This is a genomic window from Mesorhizobium sp. BR1-1-15, from assembly GCF_020165475.1.
Classification (GTDB): domain Bacteria; phylum Pseudomonadota; class Alphaproteobacteria; order Rhizobiales; family Rhizobiaceae; genus Mesorhizobium.
The window spans coordinates 237,875-264,521 of the sequence record NZ_JAIUIF010000005.1 but is presented as its reverse complement, the minus strand read 5'-3'; the positions used below and the strand labels follow the sequence as shown (position 1 = coordinate 264,521).

Below are 26,647 nucleotides of genomic sequence, written 5' to 3'. Positions count from 1 at the left end.
GAGGGCAAAGGGCTTTCGGGCGAGCACGAAAGCGAGTTGTGCCCTCGGCTCAATCGGACGGCTTGGCCGCCGCATAGATGACGATTTTTCCGGGGTCGTCGAATTCCACGGCGAGAACGTCCTGCGCAAGCACGCGTCGCGAGTCGATGGCATTGAACAGCAGCGCGTTGGCCTCGATCTCCTTGCGCAGCTCCGCAATGTCGTCCTGATGCTGCTTGACCTTGGTTTCGATCGCCGGCGGCGGACCGCCTTCGGTGCGCGCGGCATCGGTCAGGAACACGATATCGACCTTGTCGAGCTTGGATGTCTTGCGCACCGTGCCGATGTTTTCACGCGTCCGATCAATCGCCCTGGCAACTTTGCCGGCTTCGGCATCGCTCCTGGTTTCTTCCTGCTTGACGTCCGAGCCGATGATCCGGTTGACGGTCTCAGGGCTTTCGAGCCCTTGTGCGTGAAGGGAGGCTCCGGGGCTGCCCACCGCCAGGAATGCCATGGAGGCGAAGGCATAGAGCCGTCTCTTGCCGGGATTGATCGCCATCGCTCGCTCCTGGACGGGTTCATTTCGCGGCGCCGTTCAGCGCCGATGAAACGAAACGGCTCCTGCCCGGCCAAGGTTCCCTTCCAGATAGCGCGGGCGGACCGGACGACGGCCCGCCGCGCAGGCGCGCCGTCAGCTCGCCTTCTTGGTGATCAGGGTCAGGGCGCCGTTGGGCTCCATGCTGGCCGCGACCACCTGCGCCGAGGTCATTCCCTTGGCCTCGAGGGCGGATTTGACCTTAGGCGTGGCATCGATCGAGCTGCGCAGCTTCTGCAGGCCGGCATCGCCGCGCTGGGCGATCACCTGGTTGACCTGCGTCTGGGTGTCCTTCGGCAGTTCGGTGATGTCGACGATGTTGACGCTCTGGATCGTCGGCGCGGCCTGCTGCCCGCCGGGGGCGGGCGCGGCCGGCGCTGCTGGAGCGGGCTGCTGCTGGGCAATGGCGGCACCCGCCAGCATCAGGGTGGCGGCAGCGGCGAGAACTATCGTTTTGCGCATGGATTTTCCTTCCATCGATTTGGCAAACGGTCGTTTTGGGGTGACCCTCCAACCTCAACCGCCAAATGGGATCAGAAGGTGTCGACCAGCGGGTCATTGCGTGACCATTGGATGGCAGCAATGTGCAGCCCGGTTTCACCAGCACCGCAATTCGGGAGCAATCACTGATGGCCAGAATAACCCGCACCGCCTATGCGCAGATGTACGGCCCGACGGTCGGCGACAGGGTGCGGCTTGCCGATACCGAACTCTTCGTCGAGGTCGAGAGGGATTTCACCATTCATGGCGAGGAGGTGAAATTCGGCGGCGGCAAGGTCATCCGCGACGGCATGGGCCAGAGCCAGGTTTCCCGCGCTGAAGGAGCGGTCGACACCGTCATTACCAATGCGCTGGTGATCGACGCCAGCGCCGGCATCTTCAAGGCCGATATCGGCCTCAGGGACGGCCGCATCGCGGCAATCGGTAAGGCCGGCAACCCGGACACGCAGGATGGCGTCACCATCATCATCGGCCCCGGCACCGAGATCATCGCCGGCGAAGGCAAGATCCTTACCGCGGGCGGCTTCGACGCGCATATCCATTTCATCTGTCCGCAGCAGATCGAGGAAGCGCTGATGTCGGGCATCACCACGATGCTCGGCGGCGGCACCGGCCCGGCGCACGGCACGCTCGCCACCACCTGCACGCCCGGGCCATGGCACATGGCGCGCATGATCCAGTCCTTCGACGCCTTCCCGATGAATATCGGCCTGTCGGGCAAGGGCAACGCTTCCCTGCCCGCGGCGCTCGAGGAGATGGTGCTGGGCGGCGCCTGCTCGCTGAAGCTGCACGAGGACTGGGGCACGACGCCGGCCGCGATCGACTGCTGCCTGTCGGTGGCCGACGACCATGACGTGCAGGTGATGATCCACACCGACACGCTCAACGAGAGCGGCTTCGTCGAGAACACGGTGGCGGCGATCAAGGGCCGCACCATCCACGCATTCCACACCGAAGGCGCGGGCGGCGGGCATGCGCCCGATATCATCAAGGTCTGCGGCCTGCCCAACGTCATCCCGTCCTCGACCAACCCGACGCGGCCCTACACGGTCAACACGCTGGCCGAGCATCTCGACATGCTGATGGTCTGCCATCACCTGTCGCCGTCGATCCCGGAAGACATCGCCTTCGCCGAAAGCCGCATCCGCAAGGAGACCATCGCGGCGGAAGACATTCTGCACGACATCGGCGCCTTCTCGATCATCTCCTCGGACTCACAAGCGATGGGCCGCGTCGGCGAAGTGGCGATCCGGACCTGGCAGACCGCCGACAAGATGAAGCGCCAGCGCGGTTCGCTGCCGCAGGAGACCGGCAACAACGACAATTTCCGCGTCCGCCGCTATATCGCCAAATACACGATCAACCCGGCCATCGCGCACGGGCTGTCGAAGGAGATTGGTTCGATCGCCGTCGGCAAACGCGCCGACCTGGTGCTGTGGAACCCGGCCTTCTTCGGCGTCAAGCCTGATATGGTGCTGATCGGGGGCATGATCGCGGCGGCGCCGATGGGCGACCCCAACGCCTCGATCCCGACGCCGCAGCCGATGCACTACCGGCCGATGTTCGGCGCCTATGGCAAGGCGCGGACCAACTCGTCGGTAACCTTCGTCTCGAAGGCGGCACTGGAGTCCGGTCTGCACGGCCGGCTCGGCGTCGACAAGCAGTTCGTCGCGGTCGAAAACACGCGTGGCGGCATCGGCAAGCATTCGATGGTGCTCAACGACGCCACGCCGCATATCGAAGTCGATCCCGAGACTTACGAGGTTCGTGCCGACGGCGAACTCTTGACCTGCGAACCAGCGACGGTGCTGCCGATGGCTCAGCGATATTTTCTGTTTTGATAAGATCGCCGCGAGCCATTGCCCTCGTTAAATGCGGCGGTGAGTGGGTTGTGCCGACTGCCCGAATGGGCCCACTCGTTCTCCGCGGACTTGGAAATTGTGCACTTTGGGAGCAATATCTCCTCAATGAACAAGATATTTCGCAAACAGCAATTGACGCCCTACGAGGCCGACTATGCTCAGTGGTGCGCCGAGCAGGGCGCGTTGCTGCGCGAAGGTCGTCTTTCCGACCTCGATCGTGAGAATGTTGCCGAGGAGATCGAGAGCTTGGGGCGGAGCGACAAAAGGGAAATTGCGAGCAGGCTTGGCACTTTGGTCCTTCACTTGCTGAAATGGGAGTTTCAGTCTGAGCAGCGCAAAACGGGCTGGTTGCTGACAATTCGGGAGCAACGGCTTCGGATTGAGGGCCTGCTTGATGAAAGTCCGAGCCTCAAAAAATATCCTGCGCAGGTGCTCGATCGAGAGTTCAAGATAGCAAGATTAAAGGCATTGGACGAAACAGGCCTGAGAGATCGGGATTTCCCTGTCCATTGCCCCTATGGGATCAAGGAAATCTTGGACGATGATTATTTCCCAGGATCACCGTGGTCTTCAGACAACCTTATGCGCGAATAGACTGATAGTGGTGTGTTGACGGACGTTCCATCACCTGGCGAGCATTCGGCATGGCCACCGAAATAGCTTCGCCCCACGACATCTTCCCGCATATCCGCATCGTCATGGGCATGGTGATCGGGCTCGGCGTCGCGCGCCTGTTGTCGGGGGTGGCGCGCATCGTCCAGCATCCCGGCCAGTACCGGCTCTATACGGTGCATCTGGCCTGGGTCGCTTCGGTGCTGTTGATGCTGGTGCATTTCTGGTGGTGGGAGTTCGGCCTCTACGCCATCGAAACATGGACCTTCGGCAAGTACCTGTTCATCATCTTCTACGCCATCACCCTGTTCCTGCTCTGCGCGCTGCTGTTTCCGGATTCGATGCTCGACTACACCAGCTATGAGGATTTCTTCTATTCGCGCCGCGCCTGGTTCTTCGGCCTGCTGGCCGCGACCTACGTGCTCGACGTGATCGACACGCTGCTGAAGGGGCCGGAGCATTTCGCCCGCTTCGGCAACGAATATCTGTTCCGCACGCCGGTCTTCGTCGCGCTGTGCATCGCCGCGATCCTGGTGCGCGACCGCCGGTTTCACATCGCCTTCGTCGCGGCGGCGCTGATTTACCAGGTATCGTTCATCCTGCGGCTGTTCGACACGATCGTATGACGGCCGCGGATGCTCTAGGCTGACCGGGAAAGGCAGGGTTCAATCATGTACAAGGCCGTCGGATCGCGTGGATCCCGGGTTAGCCGTGTTCTGTGGATGCTCGAAGAACTCGGGCAGGCCTATGAATTCGTCGAAATTCCCCTGCGCTCGCCCGAAGCCTATGCGCTCAATCCCTCGGGCAAGGTGCCGATCTTGATCGACGGCGAGCTGAGGCTGACGGATTCGGCGGCGATCTGCGTCTATCTCGCCGATAAGCACGCGGATAAGGGCATGGGCGCCAGTCCCGGCCTCGCAGGCCGCGCCGAAATGGATTCCTGGATGCATTTCGCCCAGTCCGAGCTGGAAGCGCCGTTGTGGAACAAATTGCGCCACCGTTTCCTGCTGCCCAGGGAAGTCCGGGTCGATGTCGGCCCCGCGGCCGCCTACGATTTCGCCTCGGAGGTCAAGGCGCTGGACCGCCGGCTTGGCGACAAGCCTTTCGCGCTCGGCGACCGGTTCTCGGCTGTCGACGTGCTGCTCGGCGACATGGGCGGCTGGGCCCGAGCCGGCCGCTTTCCAATAGAATCCGACCGCGTCAACGCCTATTTCGACCGCGTGCTTTCACGCCCTGCCCGTGCCCGGGCGCAAGCCAATGGCGGAGCCATGAAATGAAGCTCAACCTCAACACCGACTTCACGAAGTTCCCGCGCGCCATCTCGGTGCTGACCTCCGGCAATGCCGGCACCACGGCGCCATCCGGTCGTGCCGTTCTTGCCCATGACGAGCGGCATCTGCGCCGCCGGGCGATCGAATTGTCCGACGGCAGCAAGGTGCTGGTCGACCTGCCGGAGCCCGTCGCGCTCGCCGACGGCGACAGGCTGGTGCTGGAAGACGGCCGCCATGTCGAGATCATCGCGGCGCCGGAGGAGGTCTATGATATCCGCGCCCGCGACGCCGTGCATCTGGCCGAGCTTGCCTGGCATATCGGCAACCGCCATCTCGCGGCGGCGATAGAGGCGGAGCGCATCCTCATCCTGCGCGATCATGTCATCAAGGCGATGCTGGAGGGGCTCGGGGCCACGGTGAGCGAGGTTTCCGAACCGTTCAAACCGGTGCGGGGCGCCTATTCCGGCGGCCATGACCACGGCCATGCGCACGCCCACAGCCACGCCGAAGCGCATTCGCACAGCCATTCGCATTCGCACGACCATCACGATCATCATGATCATCATGATCATCATGATCACCATGACTGACCAGCCATCCGGGGTCGCCCTGCTGCGATTGATGGCGTGGCTGTCGCCGGTCTTTCCGGTCGGCGGCTTTTCCTACAGCCATGGCCTCGAGCGCGCCGCGCATGATGGGCTGGTGACCGATGCGGCGAGCCTCGCCGCTTGGCTTGAAACGCTGGTCGAGATGGGCTCCGCCTGGAACGATGCCGTGCTGTTCGCGGAGAGCTGGCGCAACGCCCGCGACGGCGGCGATCCGGCCGAAGTCGCCACACTGGCGGAGGCGTTGGCCGGGTCGCGTGAGCGCCATGCCGAGACCATGCTGCAAGGTGCGGCTTTCCTCAAAGCGGCCGCCGCCTGGCCCACTCCCGTGCTGGAGCGCTTGCCCGCCGATTGTGCGTACTGCGTCGCCGTCGGCGCTGTTGCCGGCGGCAATGGTATCGCGCTTCAGGACGCGCTGTCCGCCTTCCTGCAGGCCTTCTTCTCCAATCTCGTCCAGGCCGCGATCCGGCTGGGCGTCATCGGACAAAGCGGCGCGACCAGTTTGCTCGCCGGCTTCGAGCAGCTGGCCCTTGCGACCGCCGCCCGCGCATCCCGCTCGACATTGGACGATCTCGGCGGTTGCGCCTTTGTCTCTGATATCGTGGCGATGCAGCACGAAACCCAGTATTCGCGATTGTTCCGCTCATGATCGTCCTTGCCTTCGTCCTCTCATTCGTCCTGCTGGTGATCACCGCGTTGCACGTTTATTGGGGCATTGGCGGGATATGGCCGGGCAAGGATGCGGCGTCCTGCGCGCATGCGGTCGTCGGCTTTCGCGGCGTCGACGAGATGCCGGCGCCGTTCGCCTGCTTTGCCGTCGCCGCCTGCCTGGCGCTGGCAACGCTCTGGCCGATGGCTCTGGAGGGTGTGTTTGCCTCGCCCTTTCCCAGGGAAGGCCACGCCGCCACCGCGCTGCTGATCGGGCTGGTGTTTCTCGGACGCGGCATTGCCGGCTTCACGCCCCGGTGGCGCCGGCTGGCACCGGAACAGCCTTTCGCGCGGCTCGATAGGAGCCTTTATTCGCCGCTGTGCCTGCTGATCGGGCTCGGCTTCGCAGTTCTCGCCATCACGGAGTTCCCGACATGACGCAGCCCAACGGTCCCCTTCGCATCGGCATTGGCGGCCCCGTCGGTTCGGGCAAGACGACGCTCACCGAGAAACTGTGCAAGGCGCTGCGTGAGGAATTCTCCATCGCCGTCGTCACCAACGACATCTACACAAGGGAAGACGCCATGATGCTGGCGCGGCTGCAGGCGCTGCCGGAAGAGCGCATCGTCGGCGTCGAGACCGGCGGCTGCCCGCACACCGCCATCCGCGAGGACGCCTCGATCAATCTGCAGGCGATCGCGGAGCTCAACCGCAAATTCCCCGATCTCGACATCATCTTCATCGAATCCGGCGGCGACAACCTTGCCGCCACCTTCTCGCCGGATCTCGCCGATCTCACGCTCTATGTCATCTCCGTCTGCCAGGGCGAGGAGATCCCGCGGAAAGGCGGTCCGGCGATCACCCGTTCCGATTTCCTGATCATCAACAAGAGCGACCTGGCGCCCTATGTGAACGTCAATCTCGACGTGATGGAGAGCGACGCCACCCGCATGCGCGGCAAGCGGCCGTTCGGCTTCACCGACCTGTCGCGCGGCAAGGGGTTGCGGGAGGTGATCGATTTCATCGTCGAGCATGGCGGCTTGAGGCTCGGGACCGCCGCAAGCACGGCGGCGTGAGCCGGCTGCACCAACCGAAACCGGTTGCGGGCACAAGCAGGGCACGGCATTGTTCCTAAAACCCGGAGGATTTTTCGATGAGCATCGCCCGCCTGCAAAAGGAACCGCTGACCAACCTGCCCCTCTACGAGGAGCGCGTCGATCTTGCCTGCGCCTTCCGCTGGACGGCGCGGCTCAACATGCACGAGGCGGTGGCCAACCATTTCTCGCTGGCGGTCAACGAGGACGGCACAAAATTCCTGATGAACCCCAATCAGGTGCACTTCTCGCGCATCAAGGCGAGCGACCTTTTGATGATCGACGCCAACGATCCCGAGACGCTGTCCGGCCCGAATGCGCCCGACCCGACGGCGTGGGGCCTGCACGGCGCCATCCACCGCAACGTCCGTCATGCGCGCTGCGTCATGCATGTGCATTCCATCCACGCCACCGTGCTGGCCTCGCTCGCCGATTCGAGGCTGCCGCCGATCGACCAGAATTCGGCGATGTTCTTCAACCGCCATGTGGTCGACGCCCATTATGGCGGTCTGGCCTTCGAGGAAGAGGGCGAGCGCTGCTCGCAGCTCCTGACCGACCCCAAGGTCAAGGTAATGGTGATGGGCAATCACGGCGTGCTGGTCATCGGCGACACGGTGGCCGACGCCTTCAATCGCATGTTCTATTTCGAACGCGCCGCCGAGACCTACATCAAGGCGCTGTGGACCGGGCGGCCGCTGCGCACGCTTTCCGACGCCATCGCCGAGAAGGCGGCACGCGAAATGGACGACTATCCCGGCCAGGCCGAGCGGCATCTCAGCGAGCTGAAGGCGATCCTCGACGAGCAGGAGCCGGTCTACCGGAACTGAGGTTTAAAGCCCCAGTTCAGCCCGCAATTCCTCGGCGCTGTTGATGACCACCGCACCGGGCGGGCCGTCCATCGGTTTTTCCGGCCAGAAGATCGTCTTCATGCCTGCCGCCAGCCCCGCCATGGCGCCCGGCCAGCTGTCGTCGACCGCCACCGCGTTCGCGGGATCGACATCGGCCAGATAGGCGGCGCGCAGGAACGGCTCGGCTTGCGGCTTGCCTTCGCGCACGTCGTTGCGGCTGATGGTCTTCATGCCTGGATAGATCAGGCCGACCATGTGCAGATTGGCGTCGACGATCATGCGGTCGGAATTCGAGACCACGGCCTGCTGCACGCCAAGCGCGCGCAATTCGTTGAATATCTCGATCGCACCGGGGCGCGGCTTCAATGTCGCGACAAGCGGCAGATAATGCTCGTATTTATGGACGATCCACTCGTCGAAGGGCAGATCCAGGCCGAACTCGTCGCGCATCATCAGGTAGACCGGCCAGGCAGCGACCCCGAGAACGCGCTCATGCAGGTCGGGCGGAGGCTGAAGGCCGACATTGCGCATCGCCGCCACCAGGGCTGCTTCGTGCAGCGGTTCGCTGTCGACCAGCGTGCCGTCCATGTCCCAGAAAACCGCTTTCGGTGTCATGCAACGCTCCTTTTGGCGTTCCCTTAAAGGGTTTACCCCGCGAGATAAACCATCCGGACGGCAGAACGTGCCACCTGTCGGAACGGAAATCCTCCTTTTGCGGGCCGTGGAATCCCCCGGCCGACGATGATCCGGCCGATCCCACGCCCGCTGGCGCAAGCAATTGCCCTGGCGATTGACAATTGCGCAGCGCGCGGTTCCCTGCGAAAGTAGGCGCGACCGGTTCCATGACCGGCGGTTTCGGGAGGCAGGACGTGAATAACCGGCAGGAGGGCGGCAGCAACAGGTTGGACGATGCCGCGCGCGCGGGCTGGCTTTATTACGTTGCCGGCAACACGCAGGACCAGATCGCCGCCACGCTCGGCATCTCGCGGCAGACCGCGCAGCGGCTGGTGTCGCTGGCAGTGTCGGAAGGCCTGATCAAGGTGCGCGTCGACCATCCGATCGCCAACTGCCTCGACCTCGCCGCCCGCCTGAAGTCGCGCTTCGCGCTCGACCTGGTCGAGGTGGTGCCGAGCGACCCGACCTCGTCGTCGACAACGATCGGCATCGCCGAGGCGGCGGCAGCGGAAATCGAGAGGCGGCTGAGATCGCCGGCGCCGATCGTGCTGGCGATCGGCACCGGCCGTACGCTGAAGGCGGCGATCGAGCAACTGCCGCCGATGGAGTGCCCGCAGCACAAGGTGGTGTCCCTGACCGGCAATATCTCGCCGGACGGTTCGGCTGCTTTCTACAACGTCATCTTCACCATGGCCGACAGGGTCAAGGCGCGGTCGTTCCCGATGCCGTTGCCGGTCATCGCCTCCTCGCCGCAGGAGCGCGAGATGCTGCTCAGCCAGCCGATGATCCAGCCGACGCTGGCGCTGGCCGCGGAGGCCGACGTCACCTTCGTCGGCATCGGCGACCTCGGCCCGAAGGCGCCGCTCTATGAGGACGGCTTCATCTCCGACGCCGAGCTGAAGGCTTTGCAGAAGGCCGGCGGCGTCGCCGAAATCGTCGGCTGGGTGTTCGATCGCGACGGCCGCATGATCGAGGGCATCACCAACGACCGGGTGTCGTCGGCGGCCCTGCCGTCACGCGAGAAGTCGCTGGTCATCGCGCTCGCCATGGGTGAACGCAAGCTGCCGGGCATCCTGGCGGCCGTGAACCGCCGGCTGGTCAACGGCCTCATCACCGACGAACGAACCGCCGCCGCCCTGCTGGCGAGCGGGTGAGCTAAAAGCCTCGAAGCAACATCGATTTGCGATAAAATCCGGGCCTGCTATCCATGCCGTCCGAAAGGATCGTTGCCGTCGAGGAAGCCAAGGTCCCGCTGCAGGTGCGGCGACAGGTCCCTGATGTCGAGATGCGCCTTTTTCCTGGTCGCGAACCAGCCGAATCCGTCCGCAAGCCATGAAATCCAGCGATGATCCGGAGCGGGAGTGCATTTTTGCTGCGCCATGGTCATGATCGTCAACCTTCGCTATCTTCAACCCGAGTGACGGGCTGAGGATGAATGTCGGTCTTGCCGGCCGCCTTTGCCAATCGAACGTCGATAAGGACCCATAAGGAGGCTTTATGCCGGATCTCAGCTCGCGACAGGTTGCGCAGCTTCCGCCGCTGCAGGCGATCCGGGTGTTCGAAGCGGTGGCGCGGCATCTGTCCTTCACCAAAGCGGCCGAGGAACTGGCGATGACGCAGGCAGCGGTCAGCTATCAGATCAAAGTGCTGGAGGAGCGGGTCGGCGCGCCGCTTTTCCTGCGCCGGCCGCGGCAGATCGAACTCACCGAAGCCGGACAGCGCCTGGCGCCGGCGGTCAGCGAAGCCTTCGCCTTACTCGGGCAGGCCTATGCGGCGGCCCGCGGCGGGGCGGACGGTCTGCTGTGCGTCACCACGGTGCTGACCTTTGCCTCCAACTGGCTGGCGCATCATCTGGGTTCGTTCCAGATCGCGCATCCCGCCCTTGCCGTGCGGCTCGACACATCCAGCCGCCTGACCGATTTCGCCCGCGAGGATGTCGACCTTGCCATCCGCTCGGGCGGCGGCAAATGGCCGGGACTGGAGGCCTACAAGCTGCTCGACGCCGATTTCACGCCGATGCTCAGCCCCAAGCTCGCCGCGAGCGTCGGCGGCGTCAAGGAACCGGCCGATCTGCTCAAGCTGCCGATCCTCGATCCCGGCGACATCTGGTGGACGCAATGGTTCGAGGCCGCGGGAGTGCAAAGCCATGACCTTGCCAAGCGCCCCGGCAGCAGCATGGGCGCGCAGGCTTATGAGGCCAATGCGGCCATCGCAGGTCATGGCGTGGCGATCCTGACCAGGGCGCTGTTCAAGGCGGAACTCGCCGACGGCCGGCTGATCCAGCCCTTCGACCTGGTCGGCGACGACGGCCACGCCTATTGGCTGGTCTATCCGGAGGCGCGCCGCAACGTGCCGAAGATCCGCGCTTTCCGCGACTGGATCCTGGCCGAGATCGCCTGCTGACCGGCTAACTCCAGGATCAAAACCGCGCTCCATCCAGATCACCGTTGTCGCCCGATCCGTGCCTGCGTGACGGCCATTTGCAACGCGCCAGGTCGGCGCTCCTCCATCGAGTGTGCGCTGCACCATCGAATCTGGCTTGACATAATTCATTCTTGATGAGTAATTGCTCACAGCCAAGGCAAATGCTCATCTTGGTCCATGGGAGGAATTTGATGAAACTTCGTACGCTCATCCTGGGCTTGTGCTCGGCCAGCGCGCTCGCGTTCGCGGCACATGCCGAATCCATCACCATCGCCACCGTCAACAATGGCGATATGGTCCGCATGCAGAAGCTGACCGACGACTTCACCAAGGCGAACCCCGACATCCAGCTCAACTGGGTGACGCTGGAAGAGAACGTGCTGCGCGAGCGCGTGACGACCGACATCGCCACCAAGGGCGGCCAGTATGACGTGATGACCATCGGCACCTACGAGGTCCCGATCTGGGCCAAGCAGAGCTGGCTGTTGCCGCTCGACAAGCTCGGCGACGACTACGACGCCAAGGACATCATCCCGGCGATCGCCGGCGGCCTCTCGGTCGACGGCAAGCTCTATGCCGCGCCCTTCTACGGCGAAAGCTCCTTCGTCATGTACCGCAAGGACCTGATGGAGAAGGCAGGGCTGAAGATGCCCGACGCGCCGACCTGGGACTTCATCAAGCAGGCCGCCGACAAGATGACCGACCGCGCCAATGGCGTGAACGGCGTTTGCCTGCGCGGCAAGGCCGGCTGGGGCGAGAACATGGCCTTCCTGACCGCCATGTCGAACTCCTTCGGCGCGCGCTGGTTCGACGAGAACTGGAAGCCGCAATTCGACCAGCCCGAATGGAAGAACACCTTGCAGTTCTATGTCGACCTGATGAAGGCCGACGGGCCGGAGGGCGCGTCTTCCAACGGCTTCAACGAGAATTTGGCGCTGTTCCAGCAGGGCAAGTGCGGCATGTGGATCGACGCCACCGTCGCCGCCTCCTTCGTCTCCGATCCCAAGGCCTCGCAGGTCGCCGACAAGGTCGGTTACGCATTGGCGCCTGACAATGGGCTCGGCAAGCGCGGCAACTGGCTGTGGGCGTGGTCGCTGGCCATTCCCGCCGGCACGCAGAAGGCCGATGCCGCCGAGAAGTTCGTGTCATGGGCAACCAGCAAGCACTATGCAGAACTGGTCGCCTCGAAGGAAGGCTGGGCCAACGTTCCGCCGGGAACGCGCTCCTCGCTCTATGCCAATCCAGAGTACCAGAAGGCGGCTCCGTTCGCCAAGATGACGCTGGACTCCATCAATGCTGCCGACCCGACGCATCCGACCGTCAAGCCGGTGCCCTATGTCGGCGTGCAGTTCGTCGCCATCCCTGAGTTCCAGGGCCTCGGCACCACCGTCGGCCAGCTGTTCTCGGCAGCCCTTGCCGGCCAGTCGAGCGTCGACGACGCGCTGAAGCAGGCCCAGGACGCCGCAACCGCGGCGATGACCGAGGGCGGCTACATACAGTAAGGCTCCTCCCGGTGCCTAAGGCCGGTCGCCGACCATGGCCGGCAACGGCCGCCCGAAACCCAGTTCGGGCGGCCACTTCCGACAGCTCGAGAAAATTCCGTCCGATCCTTGAAGGGTGACCGTAATGGCTACTCAGCAGACCCGTTCGCTTGCCCGTTTCATGATGGCGCCATCCGTCGTCCTGCTGCTCGTCTGGATGGTCGTTCCGCTGGCGCTCACGCTCTGGTTCTCCTTCCAGCAGTACAATCCGCTCAATCCGATCCGCGACGGCTTCGTCGGCTTCTCCAATTACGCGTTGTTCTATTCCAACCCGGCCTTCCTGCAATCGATCCTGAACACGCTGCTGATCGTCGTCAGCGTGCTTGTGATCACCGTGGTCGGAGGCATCCTGCTGGCGCTTTTGATCGACCAGCCGATGTGGGGCCAGGGCATCGTGCGCATCCTCGTCATCTCGCCGTTCTTCGTCATGCCGCCGGTGGCGGCACTGGTCTGGAAGAACATGATCATGCATCCGCAATACGGTGTCTTCGCCGACATAGCGCGGTTCTTTGGCCTCCAGCCCATAGACTGGTTCGGACAATATCCGCTGACCGCCATCATCATCATCGTCGCCTGGCAGTGGCTGCCTTTCGCGACGCTCATTCTTTTGACTTCGCTTCAGTCGCTGGACGGCGAGCAGAAGGAAGCCGCCGAGATGGACGGCGCCGGCTTCATCAGCCGCTTCATCTACCTGACGCTGCCGCACATGTCGCGCGCGATCACCGTCGTCATCCTGATCCAGACGATCTTCCTGCTTTCGGTCTATGCCGAGATCCTCGTCACCACCAATGGCGGCCCGGGATACGCCTCCACCAACCTGCCCTTCCTGGTCTACCAGAAGGCGCTGCTCGAATTCAAAATCGGCCAGGCCTCCGCCGGCGGCATCATCGCGGTCATTCTCGCCAACATCGTCGCCTTCTTCGCCATGCGCGCCGTCGGCAAGAACCTGGACAGATAAAGGGAGGAAAAGATGGCACGCGCAGTCACAACCCGGCACAAGACGATCGCGACGGCTGCCGCCTGGATCGTCGCCTTGCTGATCTTCTTCCCGATCCTCTACACGATCATCACCTCGTTCAAGTCGGAACAGGAGGCGATCCAGGGCTTCAACCTGATCCCGTCCGGGACCTTCGAGAGCTATTCCGAGGTCCAGGCGCAGAACGGCTATTTCAAGTTCTTCCTGAACTCGGTGCTGCTCTCGGTCGGCTCGACCATCCTGGCCCTGCTGGTCGCCATTCCGGCGGCCTGGTCGATGGCGTTCTCGCCGACCAAGCGGACCAAGGACATTTTGATGTGGATGCTGTCCACCAAGATGATGCCGGCCGTGGCCGTGCTGTTTCCGATCTACCTGATCTTCCGCGACACCGGCCTGCTCGACAGCCGCATCGGCCTGATGGTGATGCTGATGCTGATCAACCTGCCGATCGTGGTGTGGATGCTCTACACCTATTTCCGCGAAATCCCCGGCGAGATCCTGGAAGCGGCGCGCATGGACGGCGCCTCGCTGTGGAACGAGATCATCTATGTGCTCACACCCATGGCGGTGCCGGGCATCGCCTCGACCATGCTGCTCAACATCATCCTGGCCTGGAACGAAGCGTTCTGGACGATCCGGCTGACCACGACGGAAGCAGCACCCTTGACCGCCTTCATCAGCTCCTTCTCCAGCCCGCAAGGCCTGTTCTGGGCGAAGCTCTCGGCCGCCTCGACGCTGGCGATCGCGCCGATCCTGATCATGGGCTGGTTCAGCCAGAAGCAACTGGTGCGCGGCCTGACCTTCGGTGCGGTGAAGTAGGGGCGCCGTGAAGTAGCAGCGTGCGCCAGGCGGCGGACGGAAATCCACCGGGAGGAAAGCATGGGAAATATCACGCTCAAGAACGTCTCGAAATCCTTCGGCTCGACTTCGATCATTCCTAACATCGATCTCGTCATCGAGGACGGCGAGTTCGTCGTCTTCGTCGGCCCGTCGGGCTGCGGCAAGTCCACGCTGCTGCGCCTGATCGCCGGCCTGGAGGACACCAGCGGCGGCACCATCAACATTGACGGCCGCGACGTCACCGGCGAGGCGCCGGCCAAGCGCAAGCTTGCCATGGTGTTCCAGTCCTATGCGCTTTACCCGCACATGACGGTGGCCAAGAACATCGCCTTCCCACTGAAGATGGCGGGCGAGAACCAGGCGACCATTGACAGGAAGGTGAAGGACGCCGCGCGCGTGCTCAACCTCACCAACTATCTGGAGCGCCGCCCCGGCCAGCTTTCCGGCGGCCAGCGCCAGCGCGTCGCCATCGGCCGCGCCATCGTGCGCCAGCCTTCGGCCTTCCTGTTCGATGAACCCTTGTCCAACCTCGACGCGGCACTGCGCGGCACGATGCGGCTGGAGATCAGCGAACTGCACCACCAGCTCAAGACGACGATGATCTACGTCACCCACGACCAGGTCGAGGCGATGACCATGGCCGACAAGATCGTCGTGCTGAATGCTGGAAATGTCGAGCAGGTTGGCTCGCCGATGGAGCTCTACAAGACGCCGAAGAACCTGTTCGTCGCCGGCTTCATCGGCTCGCCGAAAATGAACCTGATCGAAGGCGCCCCGGCGGCGAAGTACGGCGCCAAGACCATCGGCATCCGGCCCGAGCACATGGCGATCTCGACCACGGCGGGCGATTGGAAGGCAACAGTCGGTGTCGCCGAACACCTGGGATCCGACACCTTCCTGCATGTCCAGGCCGACGGTGTCGGCCCGCTGACGGTGCGCGCCGACGGCGAACTCAGCGTCCACCATGGCGACAGCATTTATCTCACCCCCGACAAGGCCAAGCTGCATCGCTTCGGCCCCGACGGCAAGGCATTGGCGCCGTGAGGCTGAAAGGCAAATCGGCGCTGATCACCGGGTCGGCGCGCGGCATCGGCAAGGCCTTCGCCGAAGCCTATGCCCGTGAGGGCGCTATCGTGGCGATTGCCGACATTGACCTCGGGGCTGCGCAAAAGACGGCCGCCGGGATCGGCGGCAAGGCCTACGCGGTGAAGCTCGACGTCACGGACCAGGCCTCCATCGATGCCGCGGTGCAGGCGGTGGAAACCAGGACCGGCGGCCTGGACATACTGATCAACAACGCCGCGATCTTTGACCTTGCGCCGATCGTCGAGATCTCGCGGGCGAGCTATGAAAAACTGTTCTCGGTCAATGTCGCCGGCACGCTGTTCATGCTGCAGGCGGCGGCGCGCTCGATGATCACGCGGGGAAAGGGCGGCAGGATCATCAACATGGCGAGCCAGGCCGGGCGGCGCGGCGAAGCGCTGGTCGCGGTCTACTGCGCCAGCAAGGCGGCGGTCATTTCACTGACCCAGTCGGCCGGGCTCGACCTGATCAAGCACGGCATCAACGTCAACGGCATCGCGCCTGGCGTCGTCGACAGCGACATGTGGGACCAGGTCGACGCGCTGTTCGCCAAATACGAAAACCGGCCCAAGGGCGAAAAGAAAAGACTGGTCGGCGAAGGCGTGCCTTACGGCCGCATGGGCAGACCGGAGGACCTCGCCGGCATGGCCGTGTTCCTGGCCAGCGACGAAGCCGAATATATCGTCGCCCAGACCTACAATGTCGATGGCGGCCAGTGGATGAGTTGAGGCGGGGGCGGCCTCTTCTCCCCGTGCCTCCGCGGGGAGAAGAGGCCAACATCAAGGTGGCGGCCGCATCGCCTCGGAAGGCATGTGCCGCTTCCTACCCTCTCCCGGTGAAGGGGAGAGAAGGGTAACGAAGGCCGCAACCCGGCCAAAGGGTAAACAGATGACCGTGAAACTCTCTTCCGCCAATCTCGCCAACCTGCCCGCCAGGGTCGCAGGTCCGAAATACGACCGCGCAGCGCTGAAGGCCGGCATCGTGCATTTCGGCGTCGGCAACTTCCATCGCTCGCACCAGGCCGTCTATCTCGACGAGCTGTTCAATTCGGGCGTCGGCCACGACTGGGCGCTGGTCGGCGCCGGCGTGTTCGAGGGCGAGAAGATCGGCCGCGGCAAACTGGAAGAGCAGGACTGGCTGACGACGGTGGTCGAGCAGGACGAGGGTCATATGAGCGCCCGCGTCACCGGCGCCATGATCGACTTCCTGACGCCGGGCGATGCCGCCGCCATCATCGAACGGCTGGCCGATCCGGCGATCAAGATCGTGTCGCTGACCATCACCGAAGGCGGCTATTTCATCGATCCTGCCTCCGGCGTGTTCAACCCGACGCATCCCGATATCGTCGCCGATGCGCAGCCGGGCGCGACGCCGAAGACCGTGTTCGGCATCATCCTCGCCGGCCTGGTGCGGCGGCGCGGCGATGGCATCGCACCGTTCACGGTGATGTCCTGCGACAACATTCCCCACAACGGCCATGTCACGTCGGATGGCGTCATCGGGTTGGCCCGCGTGATCGACGAGGATCTGGCGGCCTGGGTCGGCGGCAATGTCGCTTTCCCGAACGCGATGGTCGACCGCATCACGCCGGCCACGTCGGACCGCGAACGCGCGATCCTGGCCAAGGATTTCGGCGTCGAGGACAATTGGCCTGTCTTTTGCGAACCCTTCCGGCAATGGGTGCTGGAAGACCATTTCACCGACGGCCGGCCGCCGCTTGAAAAGGTCGGCGTGCAGTTCGTCAAAGACGTCGCGCCCTACGAGCTGATGAAGATCCGCATCCTCAATGGCGGCCATGCCACCATCGCCTATCCGGCCGGGCTGATGGACATCCATTTCGTGCATGAGGCGATGCAGGAGCCGCTGGTGCGCGGCTTTCTCGACAAGCTCGAGCATGACGAAATCATTCCGACCGTACCGCCGGTGCCAGACACGGTCCTGGAGGATTATTACCAGCTCATCGAAAAGCGCTTTTCCAACCCCAAGATCGGCGACACGGTGCGCCGGCTCTGTCTCGACGGTTCCAATCGCCAGCCGAAATTCATCATCCCGACCATCGCCGACCGCTTGAAGGCGGGAAAGAGCGTCGCCGGCCTGGCACTTGAATCGGCGCTGTGGTGCCGCTACTGCTTCGGCACGACGGACAGCGGCGCGGTCATCGAGCCCAACGATCCGAACTGGGACCGCGTGCAGGCGACGGCAAAGGCGGCAAAGGACGCGCCCGCCGCCTGGCTTGCGATGGAAGACATCTATGGCGATGTCGGGCGCGCCACCGCGTTCGTCGAGGCTTTCGCGCATGCATTGAACCTGCTGTGGACGGATGGCACGCGCGCCACGCTGACGCGCTACCTCGCCGGCAAGCTCTGAAACGGGACCATGGCGCCGGAACTGGTCATTTTCGACTGCGACGGCGTGCTGGTGGACAGCGAGGCGCTGTCGGTCTCGGCACTGCTCGGCATGATCGCGCTTGCCGGCGGCAGTATCGGCGAGGATACGGCCTACGAGCATTTCCTCGGTAAGAGCATGAAAAGCGTGCGCGAGATCCTCGCCCGCGACTTCGGCCTGCCCATCACCGATCAGCACCTGACCACGATGCGTGTCGAATTGATGCGCAAATTCCGCGAGGAGCTGAAGCCAATCGCCGGCGTCAAGGAAGTGCTGCCGAGGCTCGGCTTGCCGTTCTGCGTCGCCTCCTCGGGCACGCTCGACCGCATCCGCTATACGCTCGACGTCACCGGCCTGCTCGGATTGATGGAGCCGCATCTGTTCAGTGCCGGCATGGTGGCCAGGGGCAAGCCGGCGCCCGACCTGTTCCTTCATGCCGCCGCCTCGATGCGGGCGCATCCGCGCAAATGCCTTGTGATCGAGGACAGCCCCGCCGGCGTCGCGGCGGCGCGGGCGGCTGATATGCGCGTGTTCGCCTTCACCGGCGGCGCGCATGCCGGCAACCCTGCCCTGAAAGCGCGGCTTGCGTCGAGTGAGCCGGACTTTATATTCGCTGACATGCTGCAATTGCCAGATCTGATTGCAGGCCTGGGAGCGAGAGACAGAGCATCTTGACGAAACAGTTCGTTTGCGCGGTCGATGTCGGCACCGGGAGCGCCCGCGCGGGCATTCTCGACACCAGTGGCACCTTGCTCGGCCGCGCCGAGCACCCGATCGCCATGCACCAGCCGAAAGCCGATCACGCCGAGCATGATTCGCGCGATATCTGGTCAGCCGTGTGCGCCGCGGTGCGTGCGGCCCGCGAAAAATCCGGTGTTGCCGCCGAGGACATTGCCGGCATTTCCTTCGATGCCACCTGCTCGCTGGTCGTGCGCGACAGGCAAGGCGGCCAGCTCAGCGTTTCGGTGACCGGAGAGGAGCGCTGGGACACCATCGTCTGGCTCGATCACCGCGCCATCGCCGAGGCCGACGAATGCACGGCGAGCGGCCATGAGGTGCTCAACTATATCGGCGGCGTCATGTCGCCGGAAATGGCGACGCCGAAGCTGATGTGGCTGAAGCGAAACCTGCCGAAGACCTGGAATGAAGCCGGCTATCTATTCGACCTTACCGACTTCCTGACCTGGCAGGCGACGGGGTCGCTGGCCCGCTCGCAGTGCACGCTGACCGCCAAATGGACCTATCTGGCGCACCGGGAACCCGCATGGCAGCGCGATTTCTTCGAACTCGTCGGCCTCGGCGACCTCTTCGAGCACGGCAATCTGCCCGAAAGAGCCAGTCCGGTCGGCGCTTACATCGGCTCTTTGAGCGCGCAAGCAGCGGCGGAGCTCGGCCTGACGGAGACATGCCGGGTCGGCGCCGGGGTGATCGATGCCTATGCCGGTGCGCTTGGCGTGCTCGGCGGGTTTGCCGGCGACGAGCGGAATATCGGCCGTCATTTGGCGCTGATCGCCGGCACATCCTCCTGCGTCATGGCGATGTCACCCGATCCGCAGCCCTTCGCCGGGGTCTGGGGGCCATACTACGGCGCCGCGCTGCCGAAGCTGTGGCTGTCGGAGGGCGGCCAGTCGGCCACCGGCGCCCTGCTCGACCACATCATCCGCTGGCACGGCGCCGGCGGCGAGCCGAACGCAGCCATGCATGCCAGGATTGCAAGCCGCGTCGCCGAGCTGCGCGCGGCGGAGGGCGATGCCCTTGCCGGCCGGCTGCATGTGCTGCCCGACTTTCACGGCAACCGCTCGCCGCTCGCCGACCCGCATGCGGTCGGCGTGGTCAGCGGCCTTACGCTGGATTCCTCCTTCGACAGCCTGTGCCGACTTTACTGGCGCACCGCCGTGGGCATCGCGCTCGGCGTGCGCCATGTGCTGGAAGCGCTGAACGAGAACGGCTATCTCATCGACACGCTGCATGTCACCGGCGGCCACACCAAAAATCCGCTCTTGATGGAACTCTATGCCGACGCCACCGGCTGCACGGTGGTCGAGCCGCTGGCCGACGAGGCGGTGCTGCTCGGCACAGGCATGGTGGCGGCGACCGCCGCCGGGCTTTTCCCCGACCTCAACGCGGCCTGTCTTGCCATGCAGCAGGGCGGCAGGACGCGCGCCGCCAACCCGGCCGCCGGCGCCCGCTTCGATCGCGACTACCGGATTTTCCTGGAGATGCACCGGCAACGCCAGGCGCTCGACGCGATCCAGTAGAACGCGCCTTACCGTGTCAACAAGGATAGGCCGGACTTGGCATCGAACAGATGCATATCCGATTCGTCAAACGTATAGCGGACATCGCTGCGGATAGTTGGGCAGACGCGGCTGGGAACGAGTGCGCTGATCTCCTTGCCGCCAAGAGCGAATGTCACCAGTGCATCGTTGCCATGAAACTCGATGAGATCGGCCGTTCCCGCCAGGAAATTTCCGGCGCTGCCGGGGGTCGCGGGCTTGAGATCCGGGGGCCTGATGCCAAGCACCGCCTGCTCGCCATGTTGGAGCTTGAAGCGCGAGCCGTTGACGGTGAAGACAGTTCCGCCATTGGTCAGCATCCAGCCATTTTCTTTCCGGGCCACCGTCAAATCGATGAAATTCATGTTCGGCGTGCCGATGAAGCCGGCAACGAACAGATTGCCCGGCCGCTCGTAGATTTCCGCCGGCGAGCCGACCTGCTCGATGACGCCGTCCTTGAGCAGCACGATGCGGTCGGCGAGCGTCATCGCTTCGAGCTGGTCATGGGTGACATAGACGGTGGTGGTCTTCAGCGACTGGTGCAGCCGCGCGATCTCGACGCGCATGTGGTTGCGCAGCTTGGCGTCGAGATTGGACAGCGGCTCGTCGAACAGGAAGACTTTCGGCGTCTTGATCATGGCGCGCGCGATCGCCACGCGCTGCTGCTGGCCGCCGGAAAGCTCGGCCGGCTTGCGGCCGAGATAGGGTTCCAGCCCGAGCGTCCTTGACACCGCTTCGACCCGCTTCTGGATCTCGGCCGCCGGCACTTTCTGGCGCCGCAGCCCGAAGGCGATGTTGTCGAAGATCGTCATGTGCGGGTAAAGGGCATAGTTCTGGAACACCATGGCGATGCCGCGGTCGCCCGGATCGAGATCGTTGACCACCTTGCCGCCGATCGAGACCTCGCCGCCGCTGATGTCCTCCAGCCCCGCCAACATGCGCAGCAAGGTCGACTTGCCACAGCCGGACGGGCCGAGGAACACGACGAACTCGTGCTCCTCGATCGAGAGGTTGAGGTCGCGGATGACTGTCGTGGCGCCATAGGCCTTGTCGACATGGGAACAGGTGATCGCGGACATGGTCAGCCCTTTTTGCCGCTGAGCAGGATCTGCAGCTTGACGTCCTGCGGGTGCGCTGCCGCCGCCCGCTCGAAAGCCTCGATGCTGTCGGAGAAATCATAGGTGCCAGTGATCAGCGGCTTGAGATCGACCTTACCGGAGGCGATGAGCTGCAAAGCGCGGTCGAAGATGTTGGCATAGCGGAACACGGTTTCGATGCGCACTTCCTTCGATATGGCCGCCGGCACGTTGAGCGACACCGGCTCCACCGGCAGCCCGACGAGCACCACCGCGCCGCCAGGGCGCACGACATCGAACAGATTGGCGAACGCCTTGGGGCTGCCGCTGGCCTCGAAGACGATGTCCGCGCCCCAATTGTCGGTCGCCTCCGCCACCGCCTCGGCCAATGACTGCTCGCCGATGTTGACCGGAACGACGCCGGGATAGCGCCCGGCAATTTCGAGCTTGGGCGCGGAGAAGTCGGAAATCAGCACTTTCGAGCAACCACCGGCCAGGGCGGCCAGCGCTATCATGATGCCGATCGGGCCACAGCCGACGACAGCCGCCACGTCACCCGGAACGATGCGCGCGCGCGCCGCCGCTTGCATGCCGATGGCGAAAGGTTCGACCATCGCGCCTTCGGCGAAGGAGACGTTGTCGGGCAGCCTGTAGGTGAACGCCGCCGGATGCACGGCTTGCGGCGCCAGAATGCCGTGCACCGGCGGCGTCGCCCAGAAGGTGACGTCCGGGTCGACATTGTAGATGCCGAGTTTTGTCGCCCGCGACGACAGGTTCGGCACGCCCGGTTCCATGCAGACGCGATCGCCGACCTTCAGCGTCCTGACATTGGCGCCGATCTCGACGATCGTTCCGGACGCCTCGTGGCCGAGCACCATCGGCGCGCGCACGACATAGCTGCCGATGGCGCCATGGGTGTAGTAGTGCACGTCGCTGCCGCAGACGCCGACCGTGTGGATGGCGATCCTGACGTCGTCCGGGCCGACGTCGAGCGGCAACGCGATCTCGCGCAGGGCCAGCTCGCCCTTTTTCTCAAGCACCAGTGCCCGCATCGTGTCGTCCTCGCTTCAAGTCTTTTTTTGCCGGAAAACGGAATTCAGGAAGCCGCTGAGCACGCCGAGAAACAACAGCGGCGGCAGCGACAGAAGCACGACCGAGGCGTTCAGGATTCCCCACGGCACGTTCATGCCTTGTTGGGAGAGTTCCGAGGCGACGATCGGCAAGGTCTTGGCGTTGGAGCTCGACAGCATCAGCGCGATCAGGAACTCGTTCCAGACCAGCACGAAACTGAAAGCCACCGCACCGATCAGCGAACGCGCCGCGACCGGCAGCGCAATCCTCCAGAACACCGAATAGGCGCCGTAGCCATCGACGAAGGCCGCTTCCTCGACCTCCTTCGGCACGGCCTGGAAGGCGGGAATGGCGAGCCACATGATCACCGAGATGGTGAGCAGGCAATAGGTGACGATCAGCGCGGCGAGCGTGTCGTAAAGCCCGAGCTGCAGCCAGATCACCATCAGCGGAATGGCGACCGCCACCGGCGGCAGGAAGCGAAGCGACAAAACGAAGAACTGGATGTCGCCGGCCCAGCGGTTCGGGTAGCGCGCTACCGCGTAGGCCGCCGGCAGGCCGAGCACCACGCCGATCAGCACCGCGCAACCGCAGGCGACGACCGAATTGTAGAGGCCGGTCATGACGCTGTCGCGGCCGACGATATAGCTGATGTTGGCCAGCGTCGGCGTGAACACCAGGCGCGGGACGCGGGTGATGATGTCGACATTGTTCTTCAGCGAATTGAGCGCCGTCCAGAGCAACGGAAACACGGCCATGAAACCGGCAAACGCCAGCACGGTCTTGCCGATCAGGCGGCCAGGTCTCATGCGATATGACCTCATGCCTGCACCCGCCTCCACAGCATGGTGAAGGTGATGACCGTGGCGATCATCATCAGCACCGCCATCGCCGAGGCGTAGGAGACCTTGCCGGACTCGATGAAGCCTTGCGAGAAGGCGTACATGTCGAGCGTCTCGGTTGCCACGCCCGGACCGCCGCGGGTCATCACATAGATCAGATCGAAGGAGCGCAGCGATTCGATCATCTTGACGAACATCAGGCTGACCAGCGGCGCCTTCAGCATCGGCAAGGTCACATAGGCGTGGATCTGCCAGCGTTTGGCATGGTCGAGCCGGGCCGCCTCGATCGGCTGCGGCGGCAGCGTTTCCAGGAGCTTCAGCACGATGACGGCGAAGAACAGGCCCCATTGCCAGACATCGACCGATGCGACCGCGAACAACGCCGTCGACGGCTTGGACAGCGGATCGAAGATCAGCCCACCGGTCAGCAGCCGGTAGGGGTAAGTGGCGATGCCGTAGAGCGGATGGTAGGCGAACTTCCAGACGAAGGCCGCCGAGACGCGCGGCAGCAGGACCGGGATGATGAACAGCAGGCAATAGACGTTGCGAAGGCGCGGCGAGGCGACCTCGAACATCAGGACGCCCAGTCCGATGGCGACCGTCATCGTCGCGATAACCGTGACGAATTCCCATTTCACCGACACCCAGACGGCGTTGAGAAAGCGGCGGTCGGCGAACAGGTCGGCGAAGTTCGAGAACCAGACATAGGAATAGGCTGTCGAGCTGAGTTCACGGTTCTGCAGGGCGATGACGACCGCGTAGAGCGTCGGCACCATCGACAGCACCAGAAGGATGGCGAGTGTCGGCACGACGAAGGTGACCGGCAGGGATGAGCGTCGCGGCATCTGTCTAACCTCTGCTGCGTCTCGAATGATTGAGCATGACTGACCTTTCGCGCGAAGGCTGGCTCAAACCGCAATGATGAAACCAGGACCTGCGGCGCACAGGTTCCGGCGCTCCACCGAATGCCGTGGACCGCGCGCCGCAGGGGGAGGATGGCTTATTTCTTCACCAGCTCGTTGGCATAGGCCTCGAGTTCGTTGAGGCCGCCCTTGATGTCGGTGCGGGTACCGGTGACCAATTCCTCGAGGATGATACCCCAGCGGTCGCCGAGATCGGGCCAACGCGGGTCCTGCCAGAAATTGACCGCCGTGACCTTGCCGGTTTCGGCCAGTGCCTGGCCGAGATCGGCGCCGTAAATATCGGCGAATTCCTTGCTGGCCAGAATGCTGGTGCGGTTCAGCTCGCCGAACTGGTGGGCGTCGAGCCGGCGCTTCTCGTTTTCCTTCGATGTTGCCCAGGCGATGAACAGGCCGGCGCATTTCTTCGAGGCGTCGTCGGCATTGGCCTTCGCTGCGATGGCGAGGCCATGGCCGTAACCGCCGCCGGGCAGTGGCGACGGGGGCGGCAGGAAACCTATGTTGCCGACGACCTGCGAGGTCTTCGGGTCGACCGCCATGCCCGACAGCGGCGTCGATTCGACCAGGATCGCGACCTGGCCCGACAGGAAGGCGCCGGTCGATTCATCCCAGCTGCCGGTCTGCGTGCCGGGCGCCGAATCCTTGAACAGTTTCAGGTAGGTCTCGGTCGCCTTGACCGCGGCGTCGGAATTGAAGACCGGCTTGTCGCCGTCGAACCACTGGCCGCCATAGGCCTTGAAGAACGGCATCCAGCGCCAGACATTGGCGCCCGAACCGCGCGCGCCGCGCAGCGCGATGCCATACATGCCCTTGTCCGGATTGGTCAGCTTCGGCACGTCGGCGATCAGCTCGTCGAGCGTCTTCGGCGGCTGGATGCCGGCTGCCTCCAGCACGTCCTTGCGATAGACCATCAGGTCGCCGCCGCCGGTCAGCGGCGCGAACCAGACCTTGCCATCATAGGTGGCGACCTTCTGGCGGCCGGGATCGAAATCGGCATAGTCGTAGTCGGCCGGATAATAGTCGGCCAGCGGCACGATCCATTTCGAGGAAGCGAACAGCGCGACATTGGCTTCGTCGACATAGTAGACGTTGTAGTTGCCGACCGTGGACGCGTCGGCGCGCGATTTTGCCCGGCGGTCGTTCTCGTTGAGGTAATCGATCTGGAAGCCGGCGCCGGCAAGCTTCTCGAACTCGGCCTTGGAGTCCTCCAGAAGCGTCAGGCCGTCACGTGGCTGCGCCAGCACCTTGACCGGCGCCGAGCAGACCGGCGCCTGCGCCAAAGCGATGGTGGAAACGGTAGCGGAAAGCATGAAAGCTGCACCAAGGCTGGCAGCGAGCCGAATTGGTTTCATTATTTTCTCCTCCAGGAACACGTCGCAGGAAGCGGACGTCCTCGGCTTGCGCGATCCTCACCATCGCCCGAGCGACTTGCCACCCATCGCCAAAATGCGGAGTTGCAGCGGCTCGCGCTAGAAGCCCCGTTGCAGAAGACCTGTACTTTTATGCATTGTGCGGCGCAAAAACCGGCATCCCGTTGCGGCCAATCTCACATGAGTATCGAACGGACTCGGGGGCGGTGGTTTTTAGGGCGTGCTTACGCGCGCATCGCCAGCCGCTGCCGCGACAGCTTGCGATAGGATGACGGCGTCATCTTGTGCTTGCGCATGAAGGCGCGGTTGAAATTGGAGATGTTCATGTAGCCGACCTGGAAACAGATGTCGGTGATCGGAATATCGGTATCGGCCAGCAGCTTGCAGGCCTGCCAGAGCCTCAGCTTGGCAAGGTGGTCACTGAAGGAATTGCCGGTGTTCTTCTGGAAGAAGCGCGAGAATGTGCTCTCGGTCATTCCCGCGAGCGCCGCCACATCAGGCAGCTTCAGATCCTCGGCGAAATGCTGGAACAGATAGGTCAGCGTGCGCTGGATGATGTCGAGCGAGGCGGCATCCAGAACCGGGGAGAAATCCGGCGAGGACAACAGCTCGTATTCGTCGGTCCTGGCGAGGAGATCGACGAGATTCAGGAACAGGCAGAACCTGGTTAGCCCGCTGACCTCCCCCATCCGTTCCATCAGCTCGGCGCCTTCCAATGCCGTGCGGCCATGAAAAACCATGCCGCGCAGCGACCGCTCCAGAAACGGCTCCAGTTCGCGCAGTTCGGGCAACAGGCCAGCCGAGCCGCGCAGCCTCTCGGCATCGAACTGGAGGACGATGTCGCGGCCTTCGATCAGTTCGCCCGGCTGCACCGCCGTCACCCAATCATGCGGCAGCCCGCCGCCGACGATGGTCAGATAACCCGGCCCGAACTCGCCGATGTGGTCGCCGACCAGCACGACGCCGGAAGATTTTCGCAACAGGTGGATTTCGTACTCAGGATGGAAATTCCAGACATTGCGCTCCCAGGGATAGTCGTCCAGCCGCCACAGGAAACTGTCGCTCGCCTCGGTGACGATATGTTCGAAGGCCGGCGCCGTGCGCGGGATCGCGGCCGGATTTTTCCTGCGCCTGAACTGCATCCTTCCCTCCC

General features: G+C 63.8%; 29 protein-coding genes. 19 read left to right on the top strand and 10 right to left on the bottom strand.

Going from position 1 to position 26,647, the window contains the following annotated elements:
* Window positions 1-49 precede the first annotated feature (49 nt).
* Together LB541_RS12005 and LB541_RS12000 are read right to left on the bottom strand one after the other, a co-directional pair.
* Window positions 50-538: a hypothetical protein gene (locus LB541_RS12005; protein WP_140491319.1), complete on the bottom strand. Its 489-nt coding sequence runs from the start codon at window positions 536-538 to the stop codon at window positions 50-52.
* A 132-nt stretch (window positions 539-670) separates the two neighbouring features.
* Complete coding sequence (locus LB541_RS12000) at window positions 671-1,036, bottom strand: hypothetical protein (RefSeq protein WP_140491321.1); 366 nt, start codon at window positions 1,034-1,036, stop codon at window positions 671-673.
* A gap of 167 nt (window positions 1,037-1,203) precedes the next feature.
* Here LB541_RS12000 and ureC point away from each other — a divergent pair, with 167 nt between their 5' ends.
* The 9 genes from ureC to LB541_RS11955 all read left to right on the top strand — a co-directional run bounded on the left by ureC (window position 1,204) and on the right by LB541_RS11955 (window position 7,994).
* A complete protein-coding gene (ureC, locus tag LB541_RS11995) occupies window positions 1,204-2,916 on the top strand; it encodes an urease subunit alpha (RefSeq protein ID WP_411969781.1) in 1,713 nt (570 codons plus the stop codon).
* 126 nt (window positions 2,917-3,042) lie between these two features.
* Window positions 3,043-3,531, top strand: a complete 489-nt coding sequence (locus tag LB541_RS11990; protein ID WP_140491324.1) for a DUF29 domain-containing protein — start codon at window positions 3,043-3,045, stop codon at window positions 3,529-3,531.
* A gap of 50 nt (window positions 3,532-3,581) precedes the next feature.
* Complete coding sequence (locus LB541_RS11985; protein ID WP_224618482.1) at window positions 3,582-4,175, top strand: hypothetical protein; 594 nt, start codon at window positions 3,582-3,584, stop codon at window positions 4,173-4,175.
* A 45-nt stretch (window positions 4,176-4,220) separates the two neighbouring features.
* Window positions 4,221-4,826, top strand: coding sequence for a glutathione S-transferase family protein (locus LB541_RS11980; RefSeq protein ID WP_224618481.1), 606 nt, complete (start codon window positions 4,221-4,223; stop codon window positions 4,824-4,826).
* Window positions 4,823-5,410 (top strand): urease accessory protein UreE, encoded by a 588-nt coding sequence (ureE, locus tag LB541_RS11975; protein WP_224618480.1) that lies wholly within the window; start codon window positions 4,823-4,825, stop codon window positions 5,408-5,410. Before LB541_RS11980 ends, ureE begins: the two co-directional genes overlap by 4 nt.
* On the top strand, window positions 5,403-6,074 hold the full coding sequence (locus LB541_RS11970; RefSeq protein WP_140514382.1) for an urease accessory protein UreF: 672 nt from the start codon (window positions 5,403-5,405) through the stop codon (window positions 6,072-6,074). Before ureE ends, LB541_RS11970 begins: the two co-directional genes overlap by 8 nt.
* Entirely contained in the window at window positions 6,071-6,511 is a 441-nt protein-coding gene (locus LB541_RS11965; protein ID WP_224618479.1) for a DUF3995 domain-containing protein, read from the top strand. The genes LB541_RS11970 and LB541_RS11965 overlap by 4 nt, the downstream gene beginning before the upstream one ends.
* Complete coding sequence (ureG, locus tag LB541_RS11960; protein WP_140491334.1) at window positions 6,508-7,149, top strand: urease accessory protein UreG; 642 nt, start codon at window positions 6,508-6,510, stop codon at window positions 7,147-7,149. The genes LB541_RS11965 and ureG overlap by 4 nt, the downstream gene beginning before the upstream one ends.
* 77 nt (window positions 7,150-7,226) lie before the next feature.
* A complete protein-coding gene (locus tag LB541_RS11955) occupies window positions 7,227-7,994 on the top strand; it encodes a class II aldolase and adducin N-terminal domain-containing protein (protein WP_140685581.1) in 768 nt (255 codons plus the stop codon).
* A 3-nt stretch (window positions 7,995-7,997) separates the two neighbouring features.
* On the opposite strand, the gene LB541_RS11950 is transcribed toward LB541_RS11955, so the two are convergent.
* On the bottom strand, window positions 7,998-8,630 hold the full coding sequence (locus LB541_RS11950; RefSeq protein WP_140895784.1) for an HAD family hydrolase: 633 nt from the start codon (window positions 8,628-8,630) through the stop codon (window positions 7,998-8,000).
* A gap of 254 nt (window positions 8,631-8,884) precedes the next feature.
* Between LB541_RS11950 and LB541_RS11945 the strand changes: the two genes are divergently transcribed.
* Window positions 8,885-9,844, top strand: a complete 960-nt coding sequence (locus LB541_RS11945; RefSeq protein ID WP_140491340.1) for a sugar-binding transcriptional regulator — start codon at window positions 8,885-8,887, stop codon at window positions 9,842-9,844.
* A 47-nt stretch (window positions 9,845-9,891) separates the two neighbouring features.
* Here LB541_RS11945 and LB541_RS11940 read toward each other — a convergent pair whose 3' ends face one another.
* A complete protein-coding gene (locus LB541_RS11940; protein WP_140493424.1) occupies window positions 9,892-10,077 on the bottom strand; it encodes a hypothetical protein in 186 nt (61 codons plus the stop codon).
* 110 nt (window positions 10,078-10,187) lie between these two features.
* Between LB541_RS11940 and gcvA the strand changes: the two genes are divergently transcribed.
* From gcvA to LB541_RS11895, 9 genes are all read left to right on the top strand, one after another.
* Window positions 10,188-11,093 (top strand): transcriptional regulator GcvA, encoded by a 906-nt coding sequence (gcvA, locus tag LB541_RS11935; protein ID WP_224618478.1) that lies wholly within the window; start codon window positions 10,188-10,190, stop codon window positions 11,091-11,093.
* A 212-nt stretch (window positions 11,094-11,305) separates the two neighbouring features.
* Window positions 11,306-12,616 carry an ABC transporter substrate-binding protein gene (locus LB541_RS11930; protein ID WP_140491344.1) on the top strand — a complete coding sequence of 437 codons (1,311 nt, stop codon included), beginning with the start codon at window positions 11,306-11,308 and terminating at the stop codon, window positions 12,614-12,616.
* 124 nt (window positions 12,617-12,740) lie between these two features.
* A complete protein-coding gene (locus LB541_RS11925; RefSeq protein ID WP_140491346.1) occupies window positions 12,741-13,613 on the top strand; it encodes a carbohydrate ABC transporter permease in 873 nt (290 codons plus the stop codon).
* A 12-nt stretch (window positions 13,614-13,625) separates the two neighbouring features.
* Window positions 13,626-14,450 (top strand): carbohydrate ABC transporter permease, encoded by an 825-nt coding sequence (locus LB541_RS11920; RefSeq protein ID WP_140491348.1) that lies wholly within the window; start codon window positions 13,626-13,628, stop codon window positions 14,448-14,450.
* Between the two features lie 60 nt (window positions 14,451-14,510).
* Window positions 14,511-15,515, top strand: coding sequence for an ABC transporter ATP-binding protein (locus LB541_RS11915; protein ID WP_140685584.1), 1,005 nt, complete (start codon window positions 14,511-14,513; stop codon window positions 15,513-15,515).
* Window positions 15,512-16,282, top strand: a complete 771-nt coding sequence (locus LB541_RS11910; RefSeq protein ID WP_140879318.1) for an L-iditol 2-dehydrogenase — start codon at window positions 15,512-15,514, stop codon at window positions 16,280-16,282. The genes LB541_RS11915 and LB541_RS11910 overlap by 4 nt, the downstream gene beginning before the upstream one ends.
* A 160-nt stretch (window positions 16,283-16,442) precedes the next feature.
* Window positions 16,443-17,921: a mannitol dehydrogenase family protein gene (locus LB541_RS11905; RefSeq protein ID WP_224618476.1), complete on the top strand. Its 1,479-nt coding sequence runs from the start codon at window positions 16,443-16,445 to the stop codon at window positions 17,919-17,921.
* Between the two features lie 9 nt (window positions 17,922-17,930).
* Complete coding sequence (locus LB541_RS11900; RefSeq protein WP_140514364.1) at window positions 17,931-18,614, top strand: HAD family hydrolase; 684 nt, start codon at window positions 17,931-17,933, stop codon at window positions 18,612-18,614.
* Complete coding sequence (locus LB541_RS11895) at window positions 18,611-20,197, top strand: FGGY-family carbohydrate kinase (protein ID WP_140554608.1); 1,587 nt, start codon at window positions 18,611-18,613, stop codon at window positions 20,195-20,197. The genes LB541_RS11900 and LB541_RS11895 overlap by 4 nt, the downstream gene beginning before the upstream one ends.
* A gap of 8 nt (window positions 20,198-20,205) precedes the next feature.
* Here the strand turns inward: LB541_RS11895 and LB541_RS11890 are convergent, their stop codons facing one another.
* The 6 genes from LB541_RS11890 to LB541_RS11865 form a co-directional block, all read right to left on the bottom strand.
* Complete coding sequence (locus tag LB541_RS11890; RefSeq protein ID WP_140673654.1) at window positions 20,206-21,294, bottom strand: ABC transporter ATP-binding protein; 1,089 nt, start codon at window positions 21,292-21,294, stop codon at window positions 20,206-20,208.
* 2 nt (window positions 21,295-21,296) lie between these two features.
* Window positions 21,297-22,343, bottom strand: coding sequence for an NAD(P)-dependent alcohol dehydrogenase (locus LB541_RS11885; protein ID WP_140673656.1), 1,047 nt, complete (start codon window positions 22,341-22,343; stop codon window positions 21,297-21,299).
* A gap of 15 nt (window positions 22,344-22,358) precedes the next feature.
* Complete coding sequence (locus tag LB541_RS11880) at window positions 22,359-23,171, bottom strand: carbohydrate ABC transporter permease (RefSeq protein ID WP_140491365.1); 813 nt, start codon at window positions 23,169-23,171, stop codon at window positions 22,359-22,361.
* Window positions 23,172-23,182: 11 nt separating this feature from the next.
* Entirely contained in the window at window positions 23,183-24,049 is an 867-nt protein-coding gene (locus tag LB541_RS11875) for a carbohydrate ABC transporter permease (protein ID WP_140524193.1), read from the bottom strand.
* Between the two features lie 155 nt (window positions 24,050-24,204).
* Window positions 24,205-25,476, bottom strand: a complete 1,272-nt coding sequence (locus LB541_RS11870; RefSeq protein ID WP_140655321.1) for an ABC transporter substrate-binding protein — start codon at window positions 25,474-25,476, stop codon at window positions 24,205-24,207.
* A gap of 242 nt (window positions 25,477-25,718) precedes the next feature.
* Window positions 25,719-26,636 (bottom strand): AraC family transcriptional regulator, encoded by a 918-nt coding sequence (locus LB541_RS11865; protein ID WP_140559037.1) that lies wholly within the window; start codon window positions 26,634-26,636, stop codon window positions 25,719-25,721.
* Window positions 26,637-26,647 lie beyond the last annotated feature (11 nt).